This window comes from Flavobacterium plurextorum, from assembly GCF_002217395.1.
In the GTDB taxonomy this organism is placed as follows: Bacteria; Bacteroidota; Bacteroidia; order Flavobacteriales; family Flavobacteriaceae; genus Flavobacterium; species Flavobacterium plurextorum.
On the sequence record NZ_MUHD01000004.1, the window covers coordinates 58786 to 81983 of the forward strand.

At 34.1% G+C, this 23198-nt stretch carries 17 protein-coding genes; 6 read left to right on the plus strand and 11 right to left on the minus strand.

What is annotated here, in order from left to right:
• Window positions 1-5: 5 nt before the first annotated feature.
• From B0A81_RS02420 to B0A81_RS02440, 5 genes are all read right to left on the minus strand, one after another.
• Window positions 6-1010: a DHH family phosphoesterase gene (locus B0A81_RS02420; RefSeq protein ID WP_089056538.1), complete on the minus strand. Its 1005-nt coding sequence runs from the start codon at window positions 1008-1010 to the stop codon at window positions 6-8.
• A 131-nt stretch (window positions 1011-1141) separates the two neighbouring features.
• Window positions 1142-2377: a voltage-gated chloride channel family protein gene (locus B0A81_RS02425; RefSeq protein WP_089056539.1), complete on the minus strand. Its 1236-nt coding sequence runs from the start codon at window positions 2375-2377 to the stop codon at window positions 1142-1144.
• A gap of 159 nt (window positions 2378-2536) precedes the next feature.
• Window positions 2537-2920, minus strand: coding sequence for a RidA family protein (locus tag B0A81_RS02430; RefSeq protein ID WP_089056540.1), 384 nt, complete (start codon window positions 2918-2920; stop codon window positions 2537-2539).
• Between the two features lie 380 nt (window positions 2921-3300).
• Window positions 3301-3606 (minus strand): chaperone modulator CbpM, encoded by a 306-nt coding sequence (locus B0A81_RS02435; protein ID WP_089056541.1) that lies wholly within the window; start codon window positions 3604-3606, stop codon window positions 3301-3303.
• On the minus strand, window positions 3599-4522 hold the full coding sequence (locus B0A81_RS02440; protein WP_089056542.1) for a DnaJ C-terminal domain-containing protein: 924 nt from the start codon (window positions 4520-4522) through the stop codon (window positions 3599-3601). Before B0A81_RS02440 ends, B0A81_RS02435 begins: the two co-directional genes overlap by 8 nt.
• A gap of 357 nt (window positions 4523-4879) precedes the next feature.
• On the opposite strand from B0A81_RS02440, the gene B0A81_RS02445 reads away from it, so the two are divergent.
• Entirely contained in the window at window positions 4880-5590 is a 711-nt protein-coding gene (locus B0A81_RS02445) for a hypothetical protein (RefSeq protein WP_089056543.1), read from the plus strand.
• Window positions 5591-5691: 101 nt separating this feature from the next.
• On the opposite strand, the gene B0A81_RS02450 is transcribed toward B0A81_RS02445, so the two are convergent.
• Window positions 5692-6219, minus strand: a complete 528-nt coding sequence (locus B0A81_RS02450; protein WP_089056655.1) for a hypothetical protein — start codon at window positions 6217-6219, stop codon at window positions 5692-5694.
• A gap of 242 nt (window positions 6220-6461) precedes the next feature.
• Here B0A81_RS02450 and guaA point away from each other — a divergent pair, with 242 nt between their 5' ends.
• The 5 genes from guaA to B0A81_RS02475 all read left to right on the plus strand — a co-directional run bounded on the left by guaA (window position 6462) and on the right by B0A81_RS02475 (window position 13361).
• Window positions 6462-7991 carry a glutamine-hydrolyzing GMP synthase gene (guaA, locus tag B0A81_RS02455; RefSeq protein ID WP_089056544.1) on the plus strand — a complete coding sequence of 510 codons (1530 nt, stop codon included), beginning with the start codon at window positions 6462-6464 and terminating at the stop codon, window positions 7989-7991.
• Window positions 7992-8052: 61 nt separating this feature from the next.
• Window positions 8053-9954 carry a LysM peptidoglycan-binding domain-containing protein gene (locus B0A81_RS02460; RefSeq protein WP_089056545.1) on the plus strand — a complete coding sequence of 634 codons (1902 nt, stop codon included), beginning with the start codon at window positions 8053-8055 and terminating at the stop codon, window positions 9952-9954.
• A gap of 94 nt (window positions 9955-10048) precedes the next feature.
• Window positions 10049-12118: a LysM peptidoglycan-binding domain-containing protein gene (locus B0A81_RS02465; RefSeq protein ID WP_089056546.1), complete on the plus strand. Its 2070-nt coding sequence runs from the start codon at window positions 10049-10051 to the stop codon at window positions 12116-12118.
• Between the two features lie 191 nt (window positions 12119-12309).
• Window positions 12310-12903, plus strand: a complete 594-nt coding sequence (locus B0A81_RS02470; protein WP_089056547.1) for a 5'-methylthioadenosine/S-adenosylhomocysteine nucleosidase family protein — start codon at window positions 12310-12312, stop codon at window positions 12901-12903.
• Between the two features lie 56 nt (window positions 12904-12959).
• Complete coding sequence (locus B0A81_RS02475) at window positions 12960-13361, plus strand: OsmC family protein (RefSeq protein WP_089056548.1); 402 nt, start codon at window positions 12960-12962, stop codon at window positions 13359-13361.
• Between the two features lie 61 nt (window positions 13362-13422).
• Here the strand turns inward: B0A81_RS02475 and B0A81_RS02480 are convergent, their stop codons facing one another.
• The 5 genes from B0A81_RS02480 to B0A81_RS02500 form a co-directional block, all read right to left on the minus strand.
• Window positions 13423-15282 carry a glycoside hydrolase family 35 protein gene (locus B0A81_RS02480; RefSeq protein WP_089056549.1) on the minus strand — a complete coding sequence of 620 codons (1860 nt, stop codon included), beginning with the start codon at window positions 15280-15282 and terminating at the stop codon, window positions 13423-13425.
• An 86-nt stretch (window positions 15283-15368) separates the two neighbouring features.
• The gene (locus B0A81_RS02485; RefSeq protein ID WP_233207134.1) at window positions 15369-16724 is read right to left on the minus strand and encodes a Gfo/Idh/MocA family protein; all 1356 of its coding nucleotides are present in this window, start codon (window positions 16722-16724) and stop codon (window positions 15369-15371) included.
• Window positions 16725-16840: 116 nt separating this feature from the next.
• Window positions 16841-18157 (minus strand): DUF3472 domain-containing protein, encoded by a 1317-nt coding sequence (locus tag B0A81_RS02490; protein WP_089056551.1) that lies wholly within the window; start codon window positions 18155-18157, stop codon window positions 16841-16843.
• A 92-nt stretch (window positions 18158-18249) separates the two neighbouring features.
• Window positions 18250-19947, minus strand: a complete 1698-nt coding sequence (locus B0A81_RS02495) for a RagB/SusD family nutrient uptake outer membrane protein (RefSeq protein WP_089056552.1) — start codon at window positions 19945-19947, stop codon at window positions 18250-18252.
• Window positions 19948-19956: 9 nt separating this feature from the next.
• Window positions 19957-23040, minus strand: a complete 3084-nt coding sequence (locus B0A81_RS02500; RefSeq protein WP_089056553.1) for a SusC/RagA family TonB-linked outer membrane protein — start codon at window positions 23038-23040, stop codon at window positions 19957-19959.
• Between the last annotated feature and the right edge of the window lie 158 nt (window positions 23041-23198).

Here is a 23198-nt window from a genome sequence, read left to right on the forward strand (position 1 = left end):
CGGGGTTATATTTTTAGTTTACTTACTAAATCTTCAAACTTTTTAAGCGTTTCTTCCATTGTTGTTTCAGATCTTCCGCCAGCTGCGTTGCTGTGGCCTCCGCCGTTAAAATGGTCGCGAGCAAATTGGTTTACATCAAAACCTCCTTGTGAGCGGAATGAAATTTTGATGATTTTTTCGTCTTTATTTTCTATAAAAATAGCTGTAAAAACAATACCTTTTATACTTAATCCGTAATTTACAATTCCTTCAGTATCACCTTTTACATAATTAAACGAATCTAATTCGTCTTGTGTAAGTGATGTATATGATGTTTGATGTTCTTCTAAAACTTTCATGTTTTGAAGTGCACGTCCTAATAATTGCAAACGACTGTACGAACTGTTATCAAATAATAAAACTGGAATTTGAGTGTTCTCTACGCCTAAATCAATTAATTCTGCAATAATTCGGTGTGTGTTTCCTGTTGTTCCCGGAAAGCGGAATGAGCCAGAATCGGTCAGAATTCCAGTGTAAATACAAGTTGCGATAGTTTTATCAATATCTTCTTTTTTGTTTAAAAAGGAAATAAAGTTATAAACCATTTCACAAGTAGATCCATATGAAGTATCAGAATAAGTATAAGCTGCATAATCATCAGGTTTTTGATGATGATCAATCATAATGAAAGGTGCAGTTAATCGAGCCAAAGTGTGTTCCATTTCGCCTACACGATGCAGAGCATTGAAATCAAGAGTAAAAATTAACTCGGCTTCTTCTAATATTTTGGTGCAGTTTTCAGTATCTTTTTCAAAGATTTTAACGGTTTCTGAGCCTGGCAGCCAAGCTAAGAAATCAGGAAAATCATTCGGCGCAATTACAGTTGGCTGATGATTATTTTTGAGTAAAAAATGATATAAACCTAATGTAGATCCCATAGCATCGCCATCTGGGCCTCTATGTGGAATTATTGCGATTTTTTTTGGAGCGGCAAGCAACAATTGTATTGCTTGAATATCTTGTATTTTCATAGTGTGCGAATTTACATTTTTTTAATGTAATGTTGAAATCATTTTATAGATTAACACACTTTTATCAATTGTTAGTTTTTGATCCTATTTTTTATTACAAATGATAATTGAAAATGTTGATAAAGACTAAATTAAAGCCATTTTTGGTACAGCTTATATTTAGCTCCTTTAACAATCTGCGATTTATAAATACCAATTGAACCTGAAGAAAAGTAAGCAATTGTGCAGCCAATTGCGATAAATATTCCGGGCTCAATGCCAAATAATTCCATTCCCATAATGGTGCAGGCGATAGGAGTATGGGTCGCTCCCGAAAAGACAGATACAAATCCTATTCCTGCTAAAAGTGCGATAGGCATCGGGATAATTAAAGATAAAGCACTCCCTAGAGTTGCTCCTACAAAAAATAATGGAGTTACTTCGCCGCCTTTAAAACCTGCTCCTAAGGTGAATCCTGTGAATAAAATTTTAAGTAAAAAATCATACCACTGACTTGGGTTTGAAAATGATTCAACGATTATAGGAACGCCTAATCCAGAGAATTTAGTAAAACCAAATCCTGCAATTGCAATGGCTAAAATTGTTCCTCCAATAACAGGACGAAGCGGAGGATATTTAATGTTTTTTGAAAAAAGCGAACTCCAAAAATGGGTGCTTCTTGAAAAAAGTAAAGCTGCAAAACCTGAAAGAAGGCCAATTAATAAAGTGTAAAAGATGTTCAAGATACTTAGTTCGGGTATTATAGGAATGCTGTAATGAGTATGTTTAATTTTCCAAAATTCTACCGTAAAATAAGCAGCATACGCTGCAAGAAATGATAAGACTATGCTTTTAAAATTGATTTTACTGAAATATAAAACTTCTAACGCAAAAATTGCGCCTGCCAAAGGTGTTCCAAAAACAGAAGCAAAACCTGCACTGATCCCCAGGATTATTAGAATTCTGCGTTCAGAATTGTCTAATTTGAAAATTCTGGTGAATTGATCAGCGATCGCGCCTCCCATTTGTACTGCAGTTCCTTCGCGGCCGGCTGAACCTCCAAATAAATGTGTAATTAAGGTTCCTAAAAGTACTAAAGGAGCCATTTTAAAAGGAATTATTTTTTTTGGTTTTTCATATTCCTCAAGTAGTAAATTATTGCCTTTTACAACAGATTCTCCCCAATAATAATAACTCAAGCCTACCAAAAATCCACCAAAAGGCAAAAGCCAAATAATCCAATAGTGCTGTATTCTAAATTGCGTAACCCATTCTAAGGAAACTAAAAAGAAAGCAGATGCAGATCCTGAAAGTATACCGATTAAACCGCAGATAAAAATCCATTTTAGAATGTAAAGCGGTAATTGTTTTAGGTTTTGGGAAATCATTAATTGTGTTTGAATTTTTCTCTGCCACGAATTTCACGAATTTTCACGAATTAATGTTTTTTTTATTAAAGAAAACAAAAGAAATTTTTTAAAATCCTTTAATCAGTGGCAAAACAAAAAAATAATTAGTGGGAATTCGTGAAATTAGCGGCAAAAAAACTATTGTACAACAGCTGTAAATTCAATTTCAACTAAATATTCAGGAGCAACTAATTTACTTATTTCATAAAAACCAGTTGTTGGCTTTACATCTTTAAAGAAAGCAGAATGTGCTCTGGCAACATCTTCAAAAGTAGAAATGTTGGTAGTAAAAATTCGAGTTCTAATAACATCTTTCATTCCAACATTCAAATCTTGCAAAACCTTTTCTACACGTTCAAGAATGTTATAGGTTTGTGCATAAGCGTCGTCTGCTTTAACATTTTCGCCGTCAACAATTGCAACAGTGCCGGAAACTTCAATGATATTGCCAATTCTTACAGCGCGGCAATATCCCATTTTGTCTTCCCACGGTGATCCTGTTAAGATGTTTTCTCTTTTCATTTTGTATGTTTTTTTGAATTGTTCTTAGAGTTTTTAAAAACAAATTCAGGTTAATTAATGTGTTGCAATTTATAAAATATGCTTGGTAAAAAGAGTCGTAATTGTTTGAAATCCCATTGATAATTATTGTTTTTTGTGATATTTTAAAAGTATAATTTACCTGTTGGGTGTAATTTCTAAAAAAATATTTAAACACATAGTTTCGATCGTTATCGGGTAGATTTTATATTTTAAAAAGAATACAAAAAGAAACACATTTCTCTTACATAGCTGTACTATGTGTGTTTTAAATAAGTGAAACGCCTTTTTTTTGATAAATCATAGACCATGTTTCTATGTGTTAAAATTAATTATGCCCAAAGTGTTATAACTTTTAAATTTTATGATTTTTGATGCTCTTCATAAATTCGAAGTTTATTTTGTGTGCTGGTAAGATGCTGCTGTAAAATTTCGATTTTGTTAAGTAAGTGATAAATCGCATCAATTCCTTCAAAATTAATTTTTAGGTCATAGTGCATACGAATCATTTTTTCTATAGCAGGCAGTTGCTCAGGCTGTAAATATTCTTCGTTTTCTTCGACAACAATTTCGACTAAGCCATAATTATGCAGCTCTTTTATAAAAGTATTTTCAATTTCGTTATACAAACAAAATTGTTTTATTAAGATTAAGCTTTTGTTATTCATGATTTCTTAGTTTAGCTAATTCTGCAAATAATTCTTTTTCTTTTTCAGATAATTTAGTCGGTAATTTTAAAGTATACGTTATATATAAATCACCAAACTGATTGTCTTTTTTATAAACAGGAAATCCTTTTCCTTTAAGTTTTACTTTGGTCCCAGGTTGAGTTTCGGGTGCTACTTTTATTTTTACTTTTCCATCAAAAGTATTAACATAAATTTCTCCGCCTAAAATTGCCGTGTATAAATCCAGATCGACATCGGCGTATAAATTATTGCCTTCACGTTTAAAATCAGAACTGTTATTAATTATAAAAGTAATGTACAAATCGCCGTTTGGTCCGCCATTTGCTCCAGGCGCACCATGATTTGGAATTTTTATAATCTGTCCGTTTTCAACACCAGCCGGAATTGTAATTCGGATATTTTTACCGTTTACATTTAAGTTTTGTTTGTGAGTGGTATAAGCAGATGCTAAATCAAGCTGTAATTCTGCATTAAAATCTTGTCCTCTATATTTTGCCTGAGCTCTTGAACCTCTTCCAGAACCGCCATACATAGAATTAAAGAAATCTGAGAAATCGCTTTCTGAAAAATTACCTCCGCCAAAATCAGTATAACTTTGATTCCCGCCTTGCTGCTGTCTCGAATATTGCTGCTGATTTGGGTCATAACCTGCTTTCTCAAATTCATCGGCATGTTTCCAGTCTTTTCCGTATTTATCGTATTTTTTGCGATTTTCGGGATTGCTTAAAACTTCATTTGCCTCGTTTATTTCCTTGAACTTTTGTTCCGCTTCTTTATCATTCGGATTTAAATCGGGATGATATTTTCGTGCCAGTTTTCGATATGCCTTTTTGATATCGGCATCAGTAGCAGATTTGGTAATACCTAATGTTTTATAATAATCGATATAATCCATTTTTTAGAATTTTATAATATTAAAAGAATTAGCCGTCTGGTTTTTATTTAGGAAGAAGTTATTTTTTTTGAAATTTTAGAATAACTTTTTTTAAGTTTTGAAGTTAGTAATAAGTTGTTTACTATCAAAGAAATAATGTTAGTTTTTATTTGTGAAATGTAGGATTAATTTTGGTTATGAATGTTTTGCCGAATATTTGTTTGAGATTTTTGGCAGGTTTTTTGCTTCCAAAAATTAGCCTAATATATTGTTATAATAGTCTTAAAGTTGTCGCGCCAAACTTATTTATGCTATTTTTGTGATGCTTGACTTACGATTTTATAAAAATTTTAAAGCCGATTCGATAACACTTTTTCAATGAAGCATCTTTTATTTTTCATATTATTTTTTACAGCTCTAACAGTTTCAGCGCAAACTGAATTTGGAGGCAAGATGAAGCCGATTCCGGCACCTAAGTTTGGCGCAAAGAAAAAAGAACCAATTCCGCAAGTCAAAAATCCGCAGGCAGAAACCGCAGATGTTCCAAGTATAAAAGCACCAAATATTTTTGAAAATAAAAGTATAACGCCAACATCTCAATTCCAGATCGGACAGGAAAAAAGTAAGTTCACCATGTCTACAGAAACTGATTTTGCCAATCCAGGCGATCAATATGTAGCAAAAATGGAAAAAGATATAAACAAAGCTTTAAAAGATGCTGGTTTAAGAGAAGGCCGTGGCACGCTGGTTAAGAAAAATATTTCTTTAGGAGATTTTAGAACCAAATCGCAGTATTTTATCGTGAAATTACGTGATTTTGGAGCTATTGACGGCGATTTAGTAAAAGTTTCGTCTAATGATAGTGTTATTAGAAGTCAGATATTTTTAGATTCTAATTTTAAAGAGGTTAAAATAGACTTGGTAAACGGTTTTAATAAATTAGATTTCGAAGCTTTAAATATAGGTACTTTGGGAGGAAATACTGCCGAAATTCGAGTTTACGACGATAAAGGACAATTAGTAACCAATGATTATTGGGATAATCTTGCAGCTGGTTTTAAGGCTTCGATTATTGTTACGAAAGAGTAGCGCCGTAAGCGCTAGATTCAAAGCAGCAAAGGTTCAAAGGGACAAAGTTTATACTTCGTTTGCCTTTGAACCTTTGCTGCTTTGAGCATTTGAATCTTTTTCTAAAATGGATCCGCCGTAACTCTAAACTTCATTTCGGCTTTTACAGTAACATCTTTTGTGAGCGTTTCTTTTAAGGTAACTTTAGTTCTGATTTTGTATTTATCTGCTTTGATGTATTGATCTAATTTTTTATCCGTACAAATTAAATCAATCGTGTTTGTTGTTGCATTTATATTATCCTGATAAGCTAATTCAATTTCATCAGAATCTGTTGTTGAAATATATAAGTGAACAGATTTTAGAAAAGTAAAAGTTTTATCTGAAGGATCAGCAATAGCTAATTTTAAAGATCGAAGTTTTACATCTTTTACTAAACTTGCCTTTGTTTTATTGTTTTCAAATTCTGCCGATGAATTTGTGGTTACATCTGGAGTAATTATTTCTGAAGGAAGATTGATTGGAGATGTACTTTTGATTTTAATAGAAGTTTCATTTGAGATATTAAAACTTAGTAAATCGTCAACAGCATCGCAAGATGTTAGTGACGCTGCTAGTAAAAGGGTGATTGCAATAATTTTTGATTTCATATTTAAATTTAGTTTGGGTTTTTCGATAGATACGAAATATTTTGGTTTTTGGATTTCTCTTTTTTTAGGTTCAAAGATGCAAAGGTTCAAAGGAATAAAGCAAATGTTTTTTTGTGAATTTATAAACCTCTGAATTTCTGTTACTCTGAGTCTTTTCGTTCAAAAAACGGAACGTTGAAAAAAAATATTTATTTTTCAACGCTCCGATTTTTCAATTTCGAATATAAAAAGTATTTTTGCGCATGCAACACAACGTACTTATTTTAGATTTCGGATCGCAATATACTCAGCTTATTGCGCGTAGAGTTCGCGAATTAAATATATTCTGCGAAATTTTCCCATACAATCACTTTCCTAGTGATTTATCAGCTTATAAAGCAGTAATTTTAGGTGGAAGCCCATTTTCTGTTCGTGCAGAAGATGCTCCACATCCTGATTTATCTCAAATTAGAGGTAAACTTCCAATGCTTGCCGTTTGTTACGGAGCGCAGTATTTAGCTCATTTCAGCGGTGGAGAAGTAGCAGCTTCAAACACTAGAGAATATGGTAGAGCTAATTTATCTTATATAAAAGAGAATGAAGTTTTCTTTGAAGGCGTTTCAGAAAACAGCCAAGTTTGGATGAGCCACAGTGATAGTATTAAGGCACTTCCAACAAATGGTGTAAAATTAGCAAGCACACATGACGTAGAATTTGCCGCTTATAAAATTGAAGGCGAAACAACTTACGGAATTCAATATCATCCAGAAGTTTTCCATTCTACTGATGGATCGAAAATGCTGGAGAACTTTTTAGTAAAAATTGCCGAAGTTCCTCAAAACTTCACACCAAATGCTTTCGTTGAAGAAATGGTGGGAGAATTAAAAGAGAAATTAGGAAACGATAAAGTTGTTTTAGGATTATCTGGTGGAGTAGATTCTACAGTTGCGGCGGTTTTATTAAACCAGGCAATTGGTGAAAATCTGTACTGTATTTTCGTAAACAATGGACTTTTACGTAAAAACGAATTCCAAAGTGTATTAGATCAATACAAAGGAATGGGATTGAATGTAAAAGGTGTTGATGCAGGAGATCGTTTTCTTTCTGAATTAGCAGGAATCAGCGATCCTGAAACGAAACGTAAAACTATCGGACGTGTATTTATCGAAGTTTTTGATGATGAATCACATTTGATCGAAGATGTAAAATGGTTAGCACAAGGAACTATTTACCCAGACGTAATTGAATCTGTTTCGGTAAAAGGACCATCTGCAACTATTAAATCACACCATAATGTAGGTGGATTGCCTGATTATATGAAATTACAAATTGTAGAACCTCTTAGAATGTTGTTTAAAGACGAAGTTCGTAGAGTTGGAGCTACTTTAGGTATAGATCCTGAATTGTTAGGAAGACATCCTTTTCCAGGACCAGGATTATCAATTAGAATTTTAGGAGATATTACTCCAGAGAAAGTACAAATTTTACAAGATGTAGATGCAGTATTTATCGAAGGATTAAAATCTTGGGGATTATATGACAAAGTTTGGCAGGCTGGAGCAATTTTGCTTCCTGTAAACAGTGTTGGTGTGATGGGTGATGAGCGTACTTATGAAAAAGTAGTAGCGCTTAGAGCTGTAGAATCAACAGATGGAATGACTGCTGACTGGGTTCATTTACCTTACGATTTCTTGATGAAAGTGTCAAATGACATTATAAATAAAGTAAAAGGCGTGAACCGCGTAGTTTACGATATCAGCTCAAAACCACCAGCAACAATTGAGTGGGAATAGTATTGTTTTTCAAATTAAGGCGTTACATTTGTAACGCCTTAATTTTTTAAACCTACTATTTATGAGAGAATTTTTAACGATTTCTCTTGTGTTTGTTTTGTCTTTTAACAAAATAACTGCACAAGACTTAATTATTGAGCACAAAATTCAAAAGGGAGAAACTGCTTATTTTATAGCCCAAAAGTATAAGGTTTCTATAGATGAGATTTACAAACTCAACCCCGAATCGCAAAATGGAATTCAGGACAATCAGATTATTAAGATTCTAGTTCATTCTGCAGAAAAAACAAAACTAGACCAGCAGATTACTCATATTGTTGGCGCAAAAGAAACTCTTTTTGGCTTAGCAAAACAATATCATGTTTCTGTAGAAGCAATTCAAAATGCAAATCCAATTCTTGCCAACGGACTTCAAATTGGTCAAAAATTAAGTATTCCAAATCCTTTAAATATTTCTAAAACAGAGAATGCAAACTCTTCAAAAGCTGCACATTTGGTTGCGGCCAAAGAATCGCTGTTCAGTATTGCCAGACAATATAATGTATCGGTTTCAGATTTAGAAAATGAAAACAAGGATTTATTGCAAAACGGATTACAGATTGGACAGTCAATTATAATTCCGAACAAGCGCAAAACTTTAGACGGAAGAGTTCGTGTTATCAATCAGGAAACTTTATTTCACGTGGTTGAGCCAAAAGAAACTAAATTTTCGATTGCTAAAAAATACGGTATTTCAATTGATCAATTAGAATCGCAAAATCCTGAAATTGTAAACGGATTAGTTGTTGGTAATAAATTAGCGATTAATACAAAAGAAGTTAAGCCAACAAATGAAAATGAGGAATTGATGCTTGCTTTGGCCGAAAAACAAGTTGTGGTTGAGAAAACTAAAGCTAAAACGGTAGAAATTACTGATTTGAAAGACAGACTTGTTATTCAGAAAGAGATGAATCAGAAGATTATTAAAATTAATGATTTAAAGGTTAATTTGAATGATATGAATGGTTCAAAAGAAAATTCAGTCGAAAAATTACGATTGGTTCTGGAGGCTAATAAAAATGTACAGGATGTTTTAATGGCTAAGTTAGATTCGTTGGTAAATACAATGAATAGTGATTTGGTAGAATTAAAGCGAATGGATATTTTAAATGTTGATGAATCAAAACGTTTAGAAAAGCAGTCTTATGCGAGTATTTCGCAAACAAGTGAATTATCGTCGCAGTTGAAAAAAGAACTGGCTGAAAATCGAAAAGCTTATGCTGGTTTAATGAGCAAAGTGGAGAAAATTGCCGTTGAAGAAAATCAGGAATACAAAAAGAAAATCCGCGAAAGCGAAAAAAACAACAATCTAACATCGATACAGCAAAGACTTTCGATTGAAGAAGTAAAGCGCTATAAGATTGAGCAGGAAAAAGGAGATGTACAAAATCAATTGCTGATTGCAAAAATAGATTCGTTGGATACTCAGAAAAAAATAGAAGTAAAGCGTCACATTAGTAAAGCTGCTTATTATAGTATGGAAGCCAGAAAATTTGATGATAAATTGGCGCTTGTAAAATTGAAAAAGTATCAGGATGAAGCAGTTAAAAAGTCAAATTTTGCAGGTGTGTCAAAGGTGGTTTCATTAGAAGAAATGAAGCGTGAATTAGAAGAAAACCCGCTTAAAAGCGACAAAACTGTAAAAGTTGAAGTTTATGATAATCTTCGAGAAGTTTCAAACGGCTATTACTTAGTTTTAGGTATATTTACAGACTCAATGCTGCGTGATAAGTTCATCATGAAACTCATTGATTCTGGCGATTTTAATGCCAGCTTTTTCTTTAATATAAACAGTCTTTCATATTATGTTTACTCAGATAAGTTTAAAAATATGGAAGAAGTTTTGTATCAATGCAAGAAAAAAGAGGAAGATGAGTTATATAAGAACATTATTATTGCAAAATTAGAAGTTGATCTTAGATAATAAACGCAAGTTTCGACAAGTGGCTTGAATCTTGTATAAAAGAAATTATTATCTTGTTAATTGAATTAGAAATTAAATTGTTTTAAGCCATATTATGAAGTATTTTTCGACCTTATTATTCCTTGTTTTTTTTGTAACCTGTTCTGCTTTTTCTCAGGAGAAGGTAGTAAAATATACTGTTTCGAATGGAGAAACAATTAATCAGATTGCGCAGAAATTTAAGGTTACGCCTTTTGATATTTACGAATTAAATCCAGATGCAAGAAGAGGTTTAGTACCCAATTCAGTTTTATTAATTCCTACAACTGCTGTTAAAAGTGCGGCAAAAACTACAACTGCTGCGGTAAAAACGACCGAAAGTTCAAAAGAGATTATTCATGAAGTGCAGCCAAAAGAGACGTTTTACAGCATTGAAAAAAAATATAATATTTCTGATGAAGCATTAAAAGCAGCAAATCCGTTTCTTGAAAAAACGGGCGTGCAAATTGGTCAGAAATTAGTAATTCCGGCAAAAGGATCTGCTTCAAAAGCAATGTTGACAGCAGATAAAAAAACAAAAGAGAAAGTACAGGAAAAGTTTGTATACCATGATGTTTTGCCGAAAGAAACTAAATATTCTATTGCAAAACAATATAAAACTACGGTTGAAGATTTAGAAAAAAGAAACCCGGATATCGTTTCAAATCTGCCAGTTGGATATCGATTAACGATTACAGGAACAGCTCCTAAAACGGAAAGTACTGCGGCAAATGTTACGAAGCATGAAGAAGTTAAAAAAACTGCTGAACCTGCAAAAAAAGCAGTCAGCTACATGGATTATCAGGTAAAACCAAAAGAAACTTTTTACAGCTTATCTAGAACGTTTCATTTATCGCAAGAAGAATTAACGGCACTTAATCCTGCGCTTTCAGAAGGTGTAAAAGAAGGAATGGTTTTAAAAGTTCCAACGGGATATTTAGCACCTTCACCAATCATTGTGCAACAGCAGCCTATTGAAAAAGTGCTGGAAAATAAAAGCCCTGGAGGAATACAAATCGTAGACAAAGTAAAATCTGAAACTGTTTCTGTAAATCCTGAAATAGTAGAACTTAGTAAAAAAAGAGGACAGGGAGATCGTAAAAAAGTGGTTTTACTGCTTCCGTTTAATTTGGCTAAATTGCAAAGCGATACAACTGGAACTGCTTCACGCTTGAAAACGGATAAATTTCTGAATATGACTCTTGATTTTTACTCAGGAGCAATGATGGCGATCGATTCAGCTAAAGTTTTAAAACTTCCAATTGATGTTTCGATTTATGATTCGCAGGAAACAAAAACAACGTCGAATATTTCAAGTTTAATTCCAAAACTGCAAGATGCTGATGCTGTTGTTGGGCCATTTTATCAAAATAATGCCGAATCTACTGCAAATACATTAAGATTGTATAATGTTCCGGTTATTTCGCCATTATCAAAAGATGCGGCGAACCCAATCGAAAATTTATACCAGACGATACCATCAAATGAGGTTGTTCGAAATACTGTTTTTGATTATATGCGTGGTAAAAATGGTAATATTGTTGCCGTTGTAGACAAGAAAAAAGAATCAGTTATTAGTTATATTAAACAAAATCAAAAAGGAGTTGTTTTTGCAGCTTTGACTGAGGCAGGAGGTTTAGACGCTGCTAATTTGAAAAGCTTGTTACTGCCAAACCGAATGAATTATGTGGTGATGGAAACGGCAAATACGGCGATGATAAAAACAACGATAAAAGCGCTGCTGGATGCACAGAAAACATGTCAGGTGCAATTGGTAATTTTAGAACCAAACAGTACGCTTGATACAGATGAGATTAGTTTTGATAATTTGGTGAAACTTAAATTGATGTATCCTTCAGTTACTCGTGACAGTGATGATCAGGCGGTTTCAATCTTTAAGAAGGATTATAGATTGAAGAATAAAATCTATCCAAATACATATGCTACAAGAGGATTTGATGTGACTTTTGATACGATGATGCGTTTGGTTCAAGGAAAAACATATCAAGAAACAGCAGATTTAATGACTACACAACAAGTGGAGAATAAGTTTCAGTTTTATAAAAAAGAAGATGGCGGACATGCTAATAAAGGGGTCTATATTTTATATTATGATTCTGATTTAACTTTAAAAACTGCAAATTAATACTAGTATTAATCCAGTAAATTAGATGTGAAAGTTTACTAATTATTTAATTTAGGATATAGAATAAAAAATCCGTGCTGCTTTTTTGCAACACGGATTTTTTATTTGTGATTTTTTAAAAGAATAGTGATATAGATTATCGTGACAGATTAAAAATGGTATTTTTGTATCTCAAAAATTAAAATAAATTGATGGTAAAAATAAACCACGAACAGTCATTTTTAATAGAGGATATATTATTTTTTTTTGCTTTGAAAGCCGAAGCTGCCGAGGTTTTTGAAAGATGTAATACGATTATGACCGGAATTGGGAAGGTGAATGCTGCTTACGAATTGTCGAAAGTTTTGCAGCATAAAAAGCCTTCATTAATAGTTAATCTTGGATCTGCTGGAAGTAATTTTTTTAAGAAAGGTGATATTGTCTGCTGTACTAAATTTATACAAAGAGATATGGATGTTCGAGGTTTAGGATATGAGCTCTATGAGACTCCATTTTCTGGTCTGCCGACCGTTTTTGAATATGGTTTAAAAATGGATGGTTTACAGGAAGGAATCTGCGGAACTGGAGATAGTTTTGAAATGGGGCATTCTGAAGTCTTATATAATGTCGTAGATATGGAAGCTTATGCATTAGCACTGATTGCGATGAAAGAAGATATTCCGTTTTTATGTTTAAAATACATTTCGGATGGGGCAGATGATAATGCTGCAGAAGACTGGCTGGTTCAGGTTCATAAAGCAGCATTGGCGTATGGAAAACTTTTTAAATTAGGATTAGATCAGTAATCTCCACAATAACTAAAAACATAAAAAAAGAATTTAAATAATTGTAAAACAATACTATGACATCAAAAGTAACTTATTTAGGTGAATTAAGAACAAAATCAATACATGTGCAATCAGGAAGTGAAATTATCTCTGATGCACCTTTAGATAATAACGGAAAAGGAGAGGCGTTTTCTCCAACAGATACTGTAGCAAATGCTTTGGCAAGCTGCATGATGACGATTATGGGAATTAAAGCTCGCGATATGGAAGTTAATCTAATCGATTCGACTGCTGAAGTGACTAAAATTATGAACGCTGAACCGCGACGCATTGGTGCAATCGAAATTGTTTTTGAAATGAACGGTGTTGCTGATGAGAAAAGCAGAACAATTTTAGAGCGCGCTGCGATGACTTGTCCAGTTTTTTTAAGCTTAAATCCTGACATTGAAAAACGAGTTACTTTTAACTGGAAGTAATTTTATATAGGTATTAAAAAAGCCATTCATTTGTTTGAATGGCTTTTTTTTGTTTTCTAGATTATTGTCCTTTTTCAGGTCTTAAATCTTCTAAAATTGGAGTTGCAATACTTTTAAGTTCTTTTTGCAGCGTCTCATTTTTTTGCTCAAAAATTACAATATTGTTTTTGCCTTTTTTAAGCCAGCATCCTGGAAGGTATAGAGTTTGCTGTGGTCCAACACTCCAATAACGGCCAATGTTGATTCCGTTTACAAACACAATCCCTTTACCCCAATCACGCATATCTAAAAAGGTATCTCCTGTTTTACTAAGCGTAAAAGTACCTTGGTATAAAGTTGGACGGTTTGCTTTACCTGAATTTTTGTAAGCTGTCAAATCTGGTTCTTGGCTCATAGGCAATTTGTACATTTCCCAATCGCCGGTAATAGTTTGACCATTAATAATAACAGGGCTTATAATTCCTTTGTTGTTTTCGTTGATTTGAGATCCATAATTAATACGTCCCATGTTTTCGACTACAATATCTAAAGTAGCGTTAAAAGGAACTTCGATTTCGCAATCGTATTTTTTATAGTATCGGTTTAATTCTGCTACTTTTTTACCGTTAACATAAACGATCGCATAATCACGTAATCCTTTTAATTCTAGTTTTCCACTGATTGGCTGCGTGAACTTTTTACTGTACCAAACGTATCCATCGCCTTGATTTAATTGCTCAAAAGTTTGTGGAGTATCTTCGTATACTGGATTTATTTTTGCTTTTAAATCAGCTAAATCAACCGTTTTTGTTAATGCTATTTTCGGAATTTCGATAATTGGCATTTTTTCTGGAACTGCAGGAGTTTCGCTTGTTTTAAGCAATTCTCTTAAAGCATTGTATTTAGGAGTTGCCCATCCTGCTTCACTTATTGGAGCATCATAATCGTATGATGTCATATCAGGCTGAATATCGTGTTCTTTGTCATAATTAGCACCAGAAGTGAATCCGAAATTAGTTCCGCCATGAACCATATAATAGTTGAACGATATCTTATTGTCTAAATATTTTTTAGTCTGACGAGCGGTTTGTTCCGGTTTTTGCGTTGGGAAAGGTTCTGCCCAATGATCTAACCATCCTGGATAGAATTCGGCAACCATATAAGGTCCTTGACCATTATTGAATTGATTTACAACTTCTTTTAATTTTGCAATATCACCTTCACCATTTGCAGTTGGTAATGCACCTGGCAATGCACCGCCTTCAAATAACCAGCTTCCGTCTGAAGTGAAAAAAGGAACTTCAAAACCAAGGTCTTTTAATTGCTGAAATACAGCTGCACTATATTTTTTATGTTCTTCTAACGGAATATCTTTTCGCTGTGCAACATACGAACCAAATTCGTTTTCACCCTGAACCATAATAATAGGACCGCCTTTAGTAATTTGTAAATCCTTAACCTGATTGTACAATTGTGTAAAGTAAGCTTTTGTAGCTGCTAAATATGCTGCGTTGTTACCGCGAATAACCATATTAGGAACATTCTGCAAGAAAAAAGGGTAACCGCCAAATTCCCATTCAGCACATACATATGGACCTGGACGAAGAATTACAAATAAGCCTTCTTCTTGAGCTGTTTTTATATATTCGGCTAAGTTTTTATTTCCTGTTTTAAAATCCCATACACCAGGAGCAGTTTCATGATAATTCCAAAATACATAAGTAGCAACGGCATTTAATCCCATGGCTTTCATCATTTTTAGACGATGACGCCAATATTGCTGTGGAATACGCGAATAATGCATTTCACCTGAGTGAATCTGTATTGGTTTTCCATTCAATAAAAAATCTCCTCCGCTTATAGCGAAAGTTTGTTTTTGCTGTGCTGATGCAGAGAGCAGTGTAAAAAAGGCAAATAGGAGGGTGTAGTAAACTTTTTTCATTTTTCAAAGTAATTAAAAATCTTTTTAATAAACAAAAGAGCGCTATAAAATTGCGCCCTCTTGCTTCTACTAACTAACCAATAAATTTATTCCGCGAATTCTAATTTTTTTAATTTATTCCATCCGCCGCGAGTGAAATCAGGAATTTCAACTGGTGCAGAACCGTTATCAAGAGAAATTTCTGTCAAAGGTCCTAAACAAGACCATTCTGCTAAATCATATACATCCATATCTAAAGGAAGTCCTTTTTGAAGGCAGTAAATTAAACGGTAATCCATTACGAAGTCCATTCCGCCGTGACCACCTACTTTTTTAGCTTTTTCTTCAATATTTTTTACAATTGGGTGTTTGTATTTTTCCATTAATGCTTTTTTTACATCTTCTGGTACGAATGAGTGAGCGCTTAATTTTTCGTGATTTGGTTTTACATCATCACTTAATGCTGCACCGTCTAAAGCGTATCCTTCTAATGGATATTTGTTTGCAAAACCTTTTGTACCGCTTAATTGGTACATTCTACTGTACGGACGAGGAGAAGTAACGTCGTGTTGAATTTGGATTGTTTTTCCGTTTTCAGTACGAATCATAGTCATAGTGTGATCTCCATTTCTAAAATCTTTAATTTCTTTACCTGATTTTTCTTTGATGTAAGCAGGATTTCCAACTGCTTTAGTATCCATAGAAACTAAGAAATTCATTTTGTCTCCACGGTGAATGTTTAATGCCTGACAAGCTGGTCCCATACCGTGTGTTGCGTAGATATCTCCACGGTGTTTAATGTTGTAATCCATTCTCCAGTTATTCCAGTATTCTCCCCAAAATGGTTGTAATCCGTGAATGTAAGAACCTTCAGCATGAAGAATTTCACCAAATAAACCTTGTTGTGCCATGTTTAAAGTGGTAAGCTCGAAGAAGTCATACACACAGTTTTCCAACTGCATACAGTGCTTACGAGTTTTTTCTGAAGTATCGATAAGATCCCAGATTTCTTTCATTGTCATAGCACCTGGAACTTCGATAGCAACGTGTTTTCCGTCTTTCATTGCCTGAACTCCAATTTGTGCATGGTGTTTCCAATCTGTAGCGATGTAAACTAAATCAACATTTGGTAATGCTGTAACTTTTCTCCAAGCATTTTCATCTCCAAAAAATTCTTGTGCTTTTGGAAAACCAGCTTTGGTTAAAATTTCGTTAGACGATTGTGTGTTTTTTTCAAGCATATCGCAAAGTGCTACAATTTCGACACCTGGTATATGTGTCATACGTTCTACAGCTCCGGGACCACGCATTCCTAAACCAATAAAGGCTACACGAACAGTTGGAATTGGAGTAGTTGCTAATTGCAGTACATCTTGTTGTCCTTTTGCACGAGCCGGCGTTTTGGTTTTGATCATTTGTGCTGACGCGATTGTGCATCCAAACAAAAGACAGGCAGCTAACATGAATTTTAAAATACTAGTTTTCATAATTTGAATTAATTTGATTTGAAAATGTTTGATAATCTAAATGCTGATTATCGGGAATTATTGTTTTTGTATTTGTGATTTTTTAAGACCAATTAAGGTAAAGCTTCAAAATTTATCTCCGGCTTTTTATTTGTTAAAGGTCTTGAAAAAATTGTTTTTGGTGTTGTATAGTTATTAAAAAAGCCTCCATTTTTTAAATAAAAAGAGTTAGCGTCAAGTCCGCCTGCAAAATCCATTCTGTATTCTTTTGCACCTGTATTATCAGTTGTAAAACGAGCTGAATTAATTTCGGACCAAACTCCTTTTTCGTCGCAGATCCATTGATTGTTGAATAAGACTTTACGAGAAAAATCACCTTGTTCTGGAACAAAATTCTCTAGAAATGAATGAAATCTTTTTAAATATGTATTGGTTTGCGGACGGTTAAAGCTTGCAATCAAAAGCCATTTTCCTTGCTCTGGCGCGTAAAAGTAAGCGGTATAAGTTGTTGTGTTGTTGTTTAGTGGAAATCCTTGTAATAAAAATTTATAAGTAGTTCCTGCTTTCCAGTTGTATTTTAGGTAACTCTGTCCTCCTGAACCTTCGTTTCCGAATTCGCCGGTATGTACATTTTCACCTTTTTTAAGCATTTTAATTTTATGTGATTCAGGAATACTGGCTGGATCATCTGTGGTAAACGGACTCCAAACCGAGAATAGAACTCTTCTTTCGGAAGCTGAATTTACTTGAATTCCAAAATATCCTTCTCCAAAACCATTTGCCATAAAATAAGAACCAATTTTGTCCTCGTTTTCAGGAACAGTAAGTTCATTGTAATACCATTTTGCATTCGTGTTTTCTGGAACTTGATAGTTTAAGTGAACAGATGGACCGCGACGCCCCCAATGGTAGAAGTTTCCTTCGTTGTTAGGAACGAAAGCAATTTTCGCATCGTAATCATCACTTGAAATCGTTAAACGATTAATCGATGGAAAACGATCACCTGTTTTGCTGATTCCTTTTATTTTGACTGCAACATATCCTTCTTGGTTTATTTTCCAAGTTCCCGCTGTAACTGCTTTTTTAGATGCCGTAAATTTGACTCTTTTAGCTTCATTATTAATTGAAAATTCAAGTTCTGATTTTCCAAAAACCTGTACAGATTCTTCTATAGTAATTTGAAAAGTTCCTGGTTTTGAAACTCTAAAATAGGCGGTGAAATACTCATCAGAATTTGTCCAGTTTTCAATACCGTTATCCGTAATTGTATTGCTTTCGTCTACATGTTTAGAGCTGTATGCGTTACCAGCAAGCGGTAATGAAATTTTTGTTTTTGGATTCTCTAAACTTGTTTTTTCGCTAAAAGCGTCGTTGCCGGCTGTGCAGGAAAAAGCGGCTAAAGCAAGAATTAAGCAGAATATGTTTTTCATAGTTATAGGTAATTTAGGTTTTTCTTTTTTTGAAGCTCCTCTCTAATGAACCAAATTAGAGAGGCTTCAAAAACAAAAACAATTCTAAACAATTATGGGTTTTGAGTCAGTGTTCCTGGGTAAGCATTTATTTCTGACTGCGGAATATATTGTACTACTCTAGGGCTTGAAGCCGGCCACTCAACCATTGGTAAATGCGGTCCTGGATAGTGACGTGTCATAGTTTGTCCGTTTCTATAAACATCATAACCACGGTGTGCTTCAAAAGCTAGTTCTAATTGACGTTCTTCGTCTACACGCTGTACTGCATTTGTATTGTCTAATGAAGTATAGCCGCCGCCAACGATTGATCTTGAACGAATAATGTTTAAGTTCGTCAATGCACTGTTATAATCTCCTTTTTTAACATAAGCTTCTGCCATATTCAGATACATCTCATCTAATTTTGAAATAGGAGGAGAGTACAAGTGAGAATCATTGTTTTGCAAAGAACATTTTGTGACATAATACATAGGATAAACTCTGTTTAACAACATCATATAATCTTTTTCACCTGTATATGTTTTTCCTTCGTACACAATTGAATACTGATTTTCGGCTGCGTTTACTACCGTTAAGTTGTAATCTGTACTTCCGATGGTGATATAATATGAACCATTAGAATTTGTTTTAAGAGGCTGCTGCATATAGTTATAACCAGTTTGAGTGCCGGCAGTATTCTTAATGTCGTAGATAAAACGGAATGCTTGAGTTTTGTTTCCAGCATCGTCTGTATCGTATTGCGGATCAATAAAAGCCCAACGAGCATCTTTCTTTAAACCCGATTTTCTTAATAGATCTAAGTATTTTGCACTTGCGTACATTTCTCCCCATCCTTGACCTTGAATATTAGCATACATACCGCCAATTCCATAATAATGATCATAACCTGAAAATTCTGAAGCTACACGTTTAACAGCAAAAATAGTCTCTGTCTGCTCATCAGAATCTGGTGCATAAGTATTGGATTTCATGAAACTTTCGCGGCTCAATAATTTATACTTTCCACTAGCAATTACTTTGTTTGCATATTCAATAGATAGTGTTGCATAATCTTGATTTGGATTTTGATAAGTACCACTCATATATAAGTATACTCTTGAAAGCATTGCCTGAGCAGCTTCTTTTGTTGCATAAGCTGCTGATCTGTCAACAGTCATTAAAGATTCTGCTTTTTTTAGATCACTGATTGCTTGCGCATAAGTATCTTTTACAGTCGATCTATCTGGTAAAACAAGATTAATTACATCTGCAGGTAAACCATTTACAATTGGCACACCTAAATTAGTTTCAGGCGATTGAGAATATGGTCTTCCATAAGTACGACATAAGTAAAAATAGATCATTCCTCTTAAGTAATACGCTTCACCAAGTTGTTGGTCAACAGTTGCGCTTTCTCCCTCCTTAATCATTTTAATTAAATCACTTGACTGCGAAACAATTTTGTAACTGTTGTTCCAAAAAACAGATAATCTATCGTTGTCTGGAATATGTTGATAGGAAATAAAAGAGTAAAATGAATCTGTAGATGTTCCTCTAATCATGATGTTGTCACTTGGATATTCTCCAACTCTGTGCATAACATCAGACCAGCCTTTTAATTGTGCGTAACAGCCGTTTAATAAAACTTCTACAGCTGCTACTTTATCTTCTTCGATTTTGTCTTTTGTGTAGGAACCAAATGGCTCTCTGTCTAACTCACATGAGGACAGAAAACTAATTGCCATACATAATATAAATATTTTTTTCATGATTTTGTTTTAAAGAGTTACGTTAAGTCCTAGTACAATTTTGCGCGTTGAAGGATATACTTGTGTTGCTACACCTGTAATAGTATATTGTTGATTTGCTGAGTTGTAAGTAGGAGGGAGTTCAGGGTCAACACCAGAATAATGACTGATGGTAAACAAGTTTTCTCCAGCTATATATAATCTTAAATTTGAAATATTAAGACGCTCAATCGGCATATTGTATCCAAAAGTGATACTTCTCATTTTTAAATACGTACCCGTTTCTAAGAAACGTGATGATGCTTTATTTGATTGGCTGTTGTTATCATAAAGTGCCTGTGGATGAGTCGCAATATCTCCTGGTTTTTCCCAACGGCTCCATCCGCTGTGAAGTTGCATTTGATTTCTGTCATTATAAGCACCATCTGAATCAAATTCTGCTCTCGCATAATTGTAAATTTCGCCGCCAACTGAATAACTGAAAATAGCAGCAAAATCAAATTTCTTGTAGTTTAAACTTGTAGAGAATCCTCCAAAAAAGTCTGGAGTATAAGCTCCAACTACTTTTCTGTATTTAGAAGCTTCACCATAATCACTTGTTTTTACACGCTCGCCCGCAGTATTTGTAGTATACCATTGTGGTTTTCCGTTTTCAGGATTAACGCCTGCCCACTCTGTTACGTACCAGCTGTCGACATCGTTTCCTGGTTTTAAAAGTTTGTTTGCCGAACCTGCAGCACCACTTCCGTCACCTACAATGATTTCTTGTTTATCACCGTAAAGTTTTGTTACCTTATTTTTATTAGTACCAATATTGGCATCTATCGACCAGTTTAAGTTTTCATTTTTGATGATGTCAACATTAACAGAAGCCTCAAAACCTCTATTGTTTACAGCTCCTACGTTTCTCCAAATACTGTTCACTCCAATTACACCTGGAAGAGGCACTTGGTATAATAAATCAGAAGTATTTTTATTGTAGTAGTCTAAAGTAATATTTACACGTTTAAAGAAGCTTACATCTACACCAACACCTCCGGTAAAAGTTTTTTCCCAGCTCAAATCAGGATTAGCCAACTGTGAGATTAAAGCTCCCGGACTTTCATTATAACTGCTTTTTGAGAAAGAATACAAAGGCAGGTGAGGATATAAACTGTTAGGTCTGTTTCCTACTGAACCATAACTTGCTCTAAGTTTTAAGTTATTGATGTAATCTGCATGAAAGAACGATTCATTATGAATGTTCCATCCACCGCTTATAGAATAGAAATTACCATATTGTGCATTTTTTCCGAAGTTTGATGCTCCATCACGACGAAAAGACACTTGTGCTAAATAGCGATTATCATACGAATAATTTACATTTGATAATAAAGACTGAACCGCCCATTGAGATCTTCCACCCGCTACTTTTTCAGGAACCGCTGCAGCATCAGGAGCTACAATTCCTGGAGGAATTCCCGTTGCAACTGCTTGACTGAATTTTTTATTGTACTCATTCCACTCATAACCAGCAACAGCATTAAACGAATGGCTGCCAAATGATTTGTTGAATTTTAATAATTGATTGGTGTAAATTCTGTTATAGGTATCGAAGTTGTCTTCAATTCTTCCTTTTACAGCAACTCCATTTGCTGATCTTGGATCAGTATAATAACTTGCATTTGAATTACCAAATATGTAATTGTTTACAGATGAAAAAGTTAACCATTTTGTAAACTTAATATCAAAATCAAGATTAGTTCGTACTGTGTATGCTTCAGATTCATTGCTGTTCCACTGTAAATCATATAAATAATTTGATCCAGTTGTGTTTACCCAAGTTGGGTTTGGTGCATTTCCTACTAAAGAGCCATCTGCTAAATAAGGACTGTCCCAAGGCATATTTGCATATAAAGCATATACATCATGTTGTTTGTCTAAAACAGATTCTCTAGTTAAATTAACTTGAGGTCTTAAAGTAAACCAACTGCTTGGTTTGTATTCAAACTTCATAAGACCGTTGTATTTTTTGTAGTCGTATCCTTTTATAGCACCAGTTTCATTGTAAAGTCCAACAGAAACATAGCTTTTAAAAGTTTCACTTCCACCACTGAACGATAAGTTGTAATCCTGTGCAATTCCCGTTTGAGTTGCATTATCCCACCAGTCAAAGTTTTTGTTTCTTAATTCAGGTTTCCACCACCAAACATTTTGAAAAGTTTCTTTGTTAGCAAATGAATCATATAAATCATATAATTCAGCGCCGTTCATAATTTTGAAATTTCCATTGTTTATAGAAGTCATCGCGGTCTTAGCAGAAAAATTAATCGTAGATTTTCCATTTTTTCCACTTTTTGTCGTTACTACAATTACACCATTTGCTCCTTGTGATCCATAAACTGCAGTAGAAGCTGCATCTTTAAGAACCGTTAAAGTTTCGATATCAGCAGGATTCACATTTGCAGAAGTATTCCCTACAATAACTCCGTCAATTACCCATAAAGGATCTGTACTTCCGTTAACTGTGGTTCTACCTCTAATAATAACTTTTGCTGCCGCTCCCGGCTGTCCGCCGCCTGTGTTTACAAATACACCAGTAGCTTTTCCAGCCAGCATGTTTTCAACATTTGGTGTTGTAACGTCAACGATTTTTTTATTGTCTAAAGTTTGCAAAGAACCAGTCAAACTCTCTTTTTTTACTTTGCTGTATCCTACAACTACAACCTCGTCCATTTGCTGGCCGGCTTCTTTCATAACAATTTTCAGAATACCGTTTCCAGCTGGAACTTCCTGATCCTGCATTCCCATAAAGGTAAAGATCAAAATAGCGCTGTCATTAGGAACATCGATGGCAAAACTTCCATCCATATCAGTTTGTACTCCTTTTGTTGTGCCTTTTATATTAACATTCACTCCAGGAACAGGAATTCCTTTTTCATCTACAACTTTACCTTTTACAATTTTTTGAAATGCTAGAAAACTGGTTTCGTTTGTCGAAATTTCTTTTGCAGGTGCCGCAGTTGTGATTTGAAAGCTTAAGGACAACAGAGATAACAATGTTGTTTTTAAAGTTTTTTCAAGAACAGTATGCAACCTGAAATTTTCAGGTTTTTTTGAGAATACTTTCTTCATACTCTTGATTTGGTTTTGGTTACTAAATGTGTTTTTTGTCTGGTCGTTTTTATTTTAATTACTTAAGTTTTTTAGTCTTTATTTTTTGTGTTTTTTAAGGACTAAAAAGAGTATTAAATAGATTAAAAAAGAGCGAAAAAAATCGCTTAAAAACTTTA

Coding starts and splice junctions, on each gene's coding strand:
- B0A81_RS02495 (WP_089056552.1), bottom strand. CDS start 19,947: ATGAAAAAAATATTTATATTATGTATGGCAATTAGTTTTCTGTCCTCA.
- B0A81_RS02485 (WP_233207134.1), bottom strand. CDS start 16,724: ATGTTAGCTGCCTGTCTTTTGTTTGGATGCACAATCGCGTCAGCACAA.
- B0A81_RS02450 (WP_089056655.1), bottom strand. CDS start 6,219: ATGAAATCAAAAATTATTGCAATCACCCTTTTACTAGCAGCGTCACTA.
- B0A81_RS02460 (WP_089056545.1), top strand. CDS start 8,053: ATGAGAGAATTTTTAACGATTTCTCTTGTGTTTGTTTTGTCTTTTAAC.
- B0A81_RS02435 (WP_089056541.1), bottom strand. CDS start 3,606: ATGAATAACAAAAGCTTAATCTTAATAAAACAATTTTGTTTGTATAAC.
- B0A81_RS02490 (WP_089056551.1), bottom strand. CDS start 18,157: ATGAAAAACATATTCTGCTTAATTCTTGCTTTAGCCGCTTTTTCCTGC.
- B0A81_RS02475 (WP_089056548.1), top strand. CDS start 12,960: ATGACATCAAAAGTAACTTATTTAGGTGAATTAAGAACAAAATCAATA.
- B0A81_RS02465 (WP_089056546.1), top strand. CDS start 10,049: ATGAAGTATTTTTCGACCTTATTATTCCTTGTTTTTTTTGTAACCTGT.
- B0A81_RS02425 (WP_089056539.1), bottom strand. CDS start 2,377: ATGATTTCCCAAAACCTAAAACAATTACCGCTTTACATTCTAAAATGG.
- B0A81_RS02420 (WP_089056538.1), bottom strand. CDS start 1,010: ATGAAAATACAAGATATTCAAGCAATACAATTGTTGCTTGCCGCTCCA.
- B0A81_RS02500 (WP_089056553.1), bottom strand. CDS start 23,040: ATGAAGAAAGTATTCTCAAAAAAACCTGAAAATTTCAGGTTGCATACT.
- B0A81_RS02480 (WP_089056549.1), bottom strand. CDS start 15,282: ATGAAAAAAGTTTACTACACCCTCCTATTTGCCTTTTTTACACTGCTC.
- B0A81_RS02440 (WP_089056542.1), bottom strand. CDS start 4,522: ATGGATTATATCGATTATTATAAAACATTAGGTATTACCAAATCTGCT.
- B0A81_RS02470 (WP_089056547.1), top strand. CDS start 12,310: ATGGTAAAAATAAACCACGAACAGTCATTTTTAATAGAGGATATATTA.
- B0A81_RS02430 (WP_089056540.1), bottom strand. CDS start 2,920: ATGAAAAGAGAAAACATCTTAACAGGATCACCGTGGGAAGACAAAATG.
- B0A81_RS02445 (WP_089056543.1), top strand. CDS start 4,880: ATGAAGCATCTTTTATTTTTCATATTATTTTTTACAGCTCTAACAGTT.
- guaA (WP_089056544.1), top strand. CDS start 6,462: ATGCAACACAACGTACTTATTTTAGATTTCGGATCGCAATATACTCAG.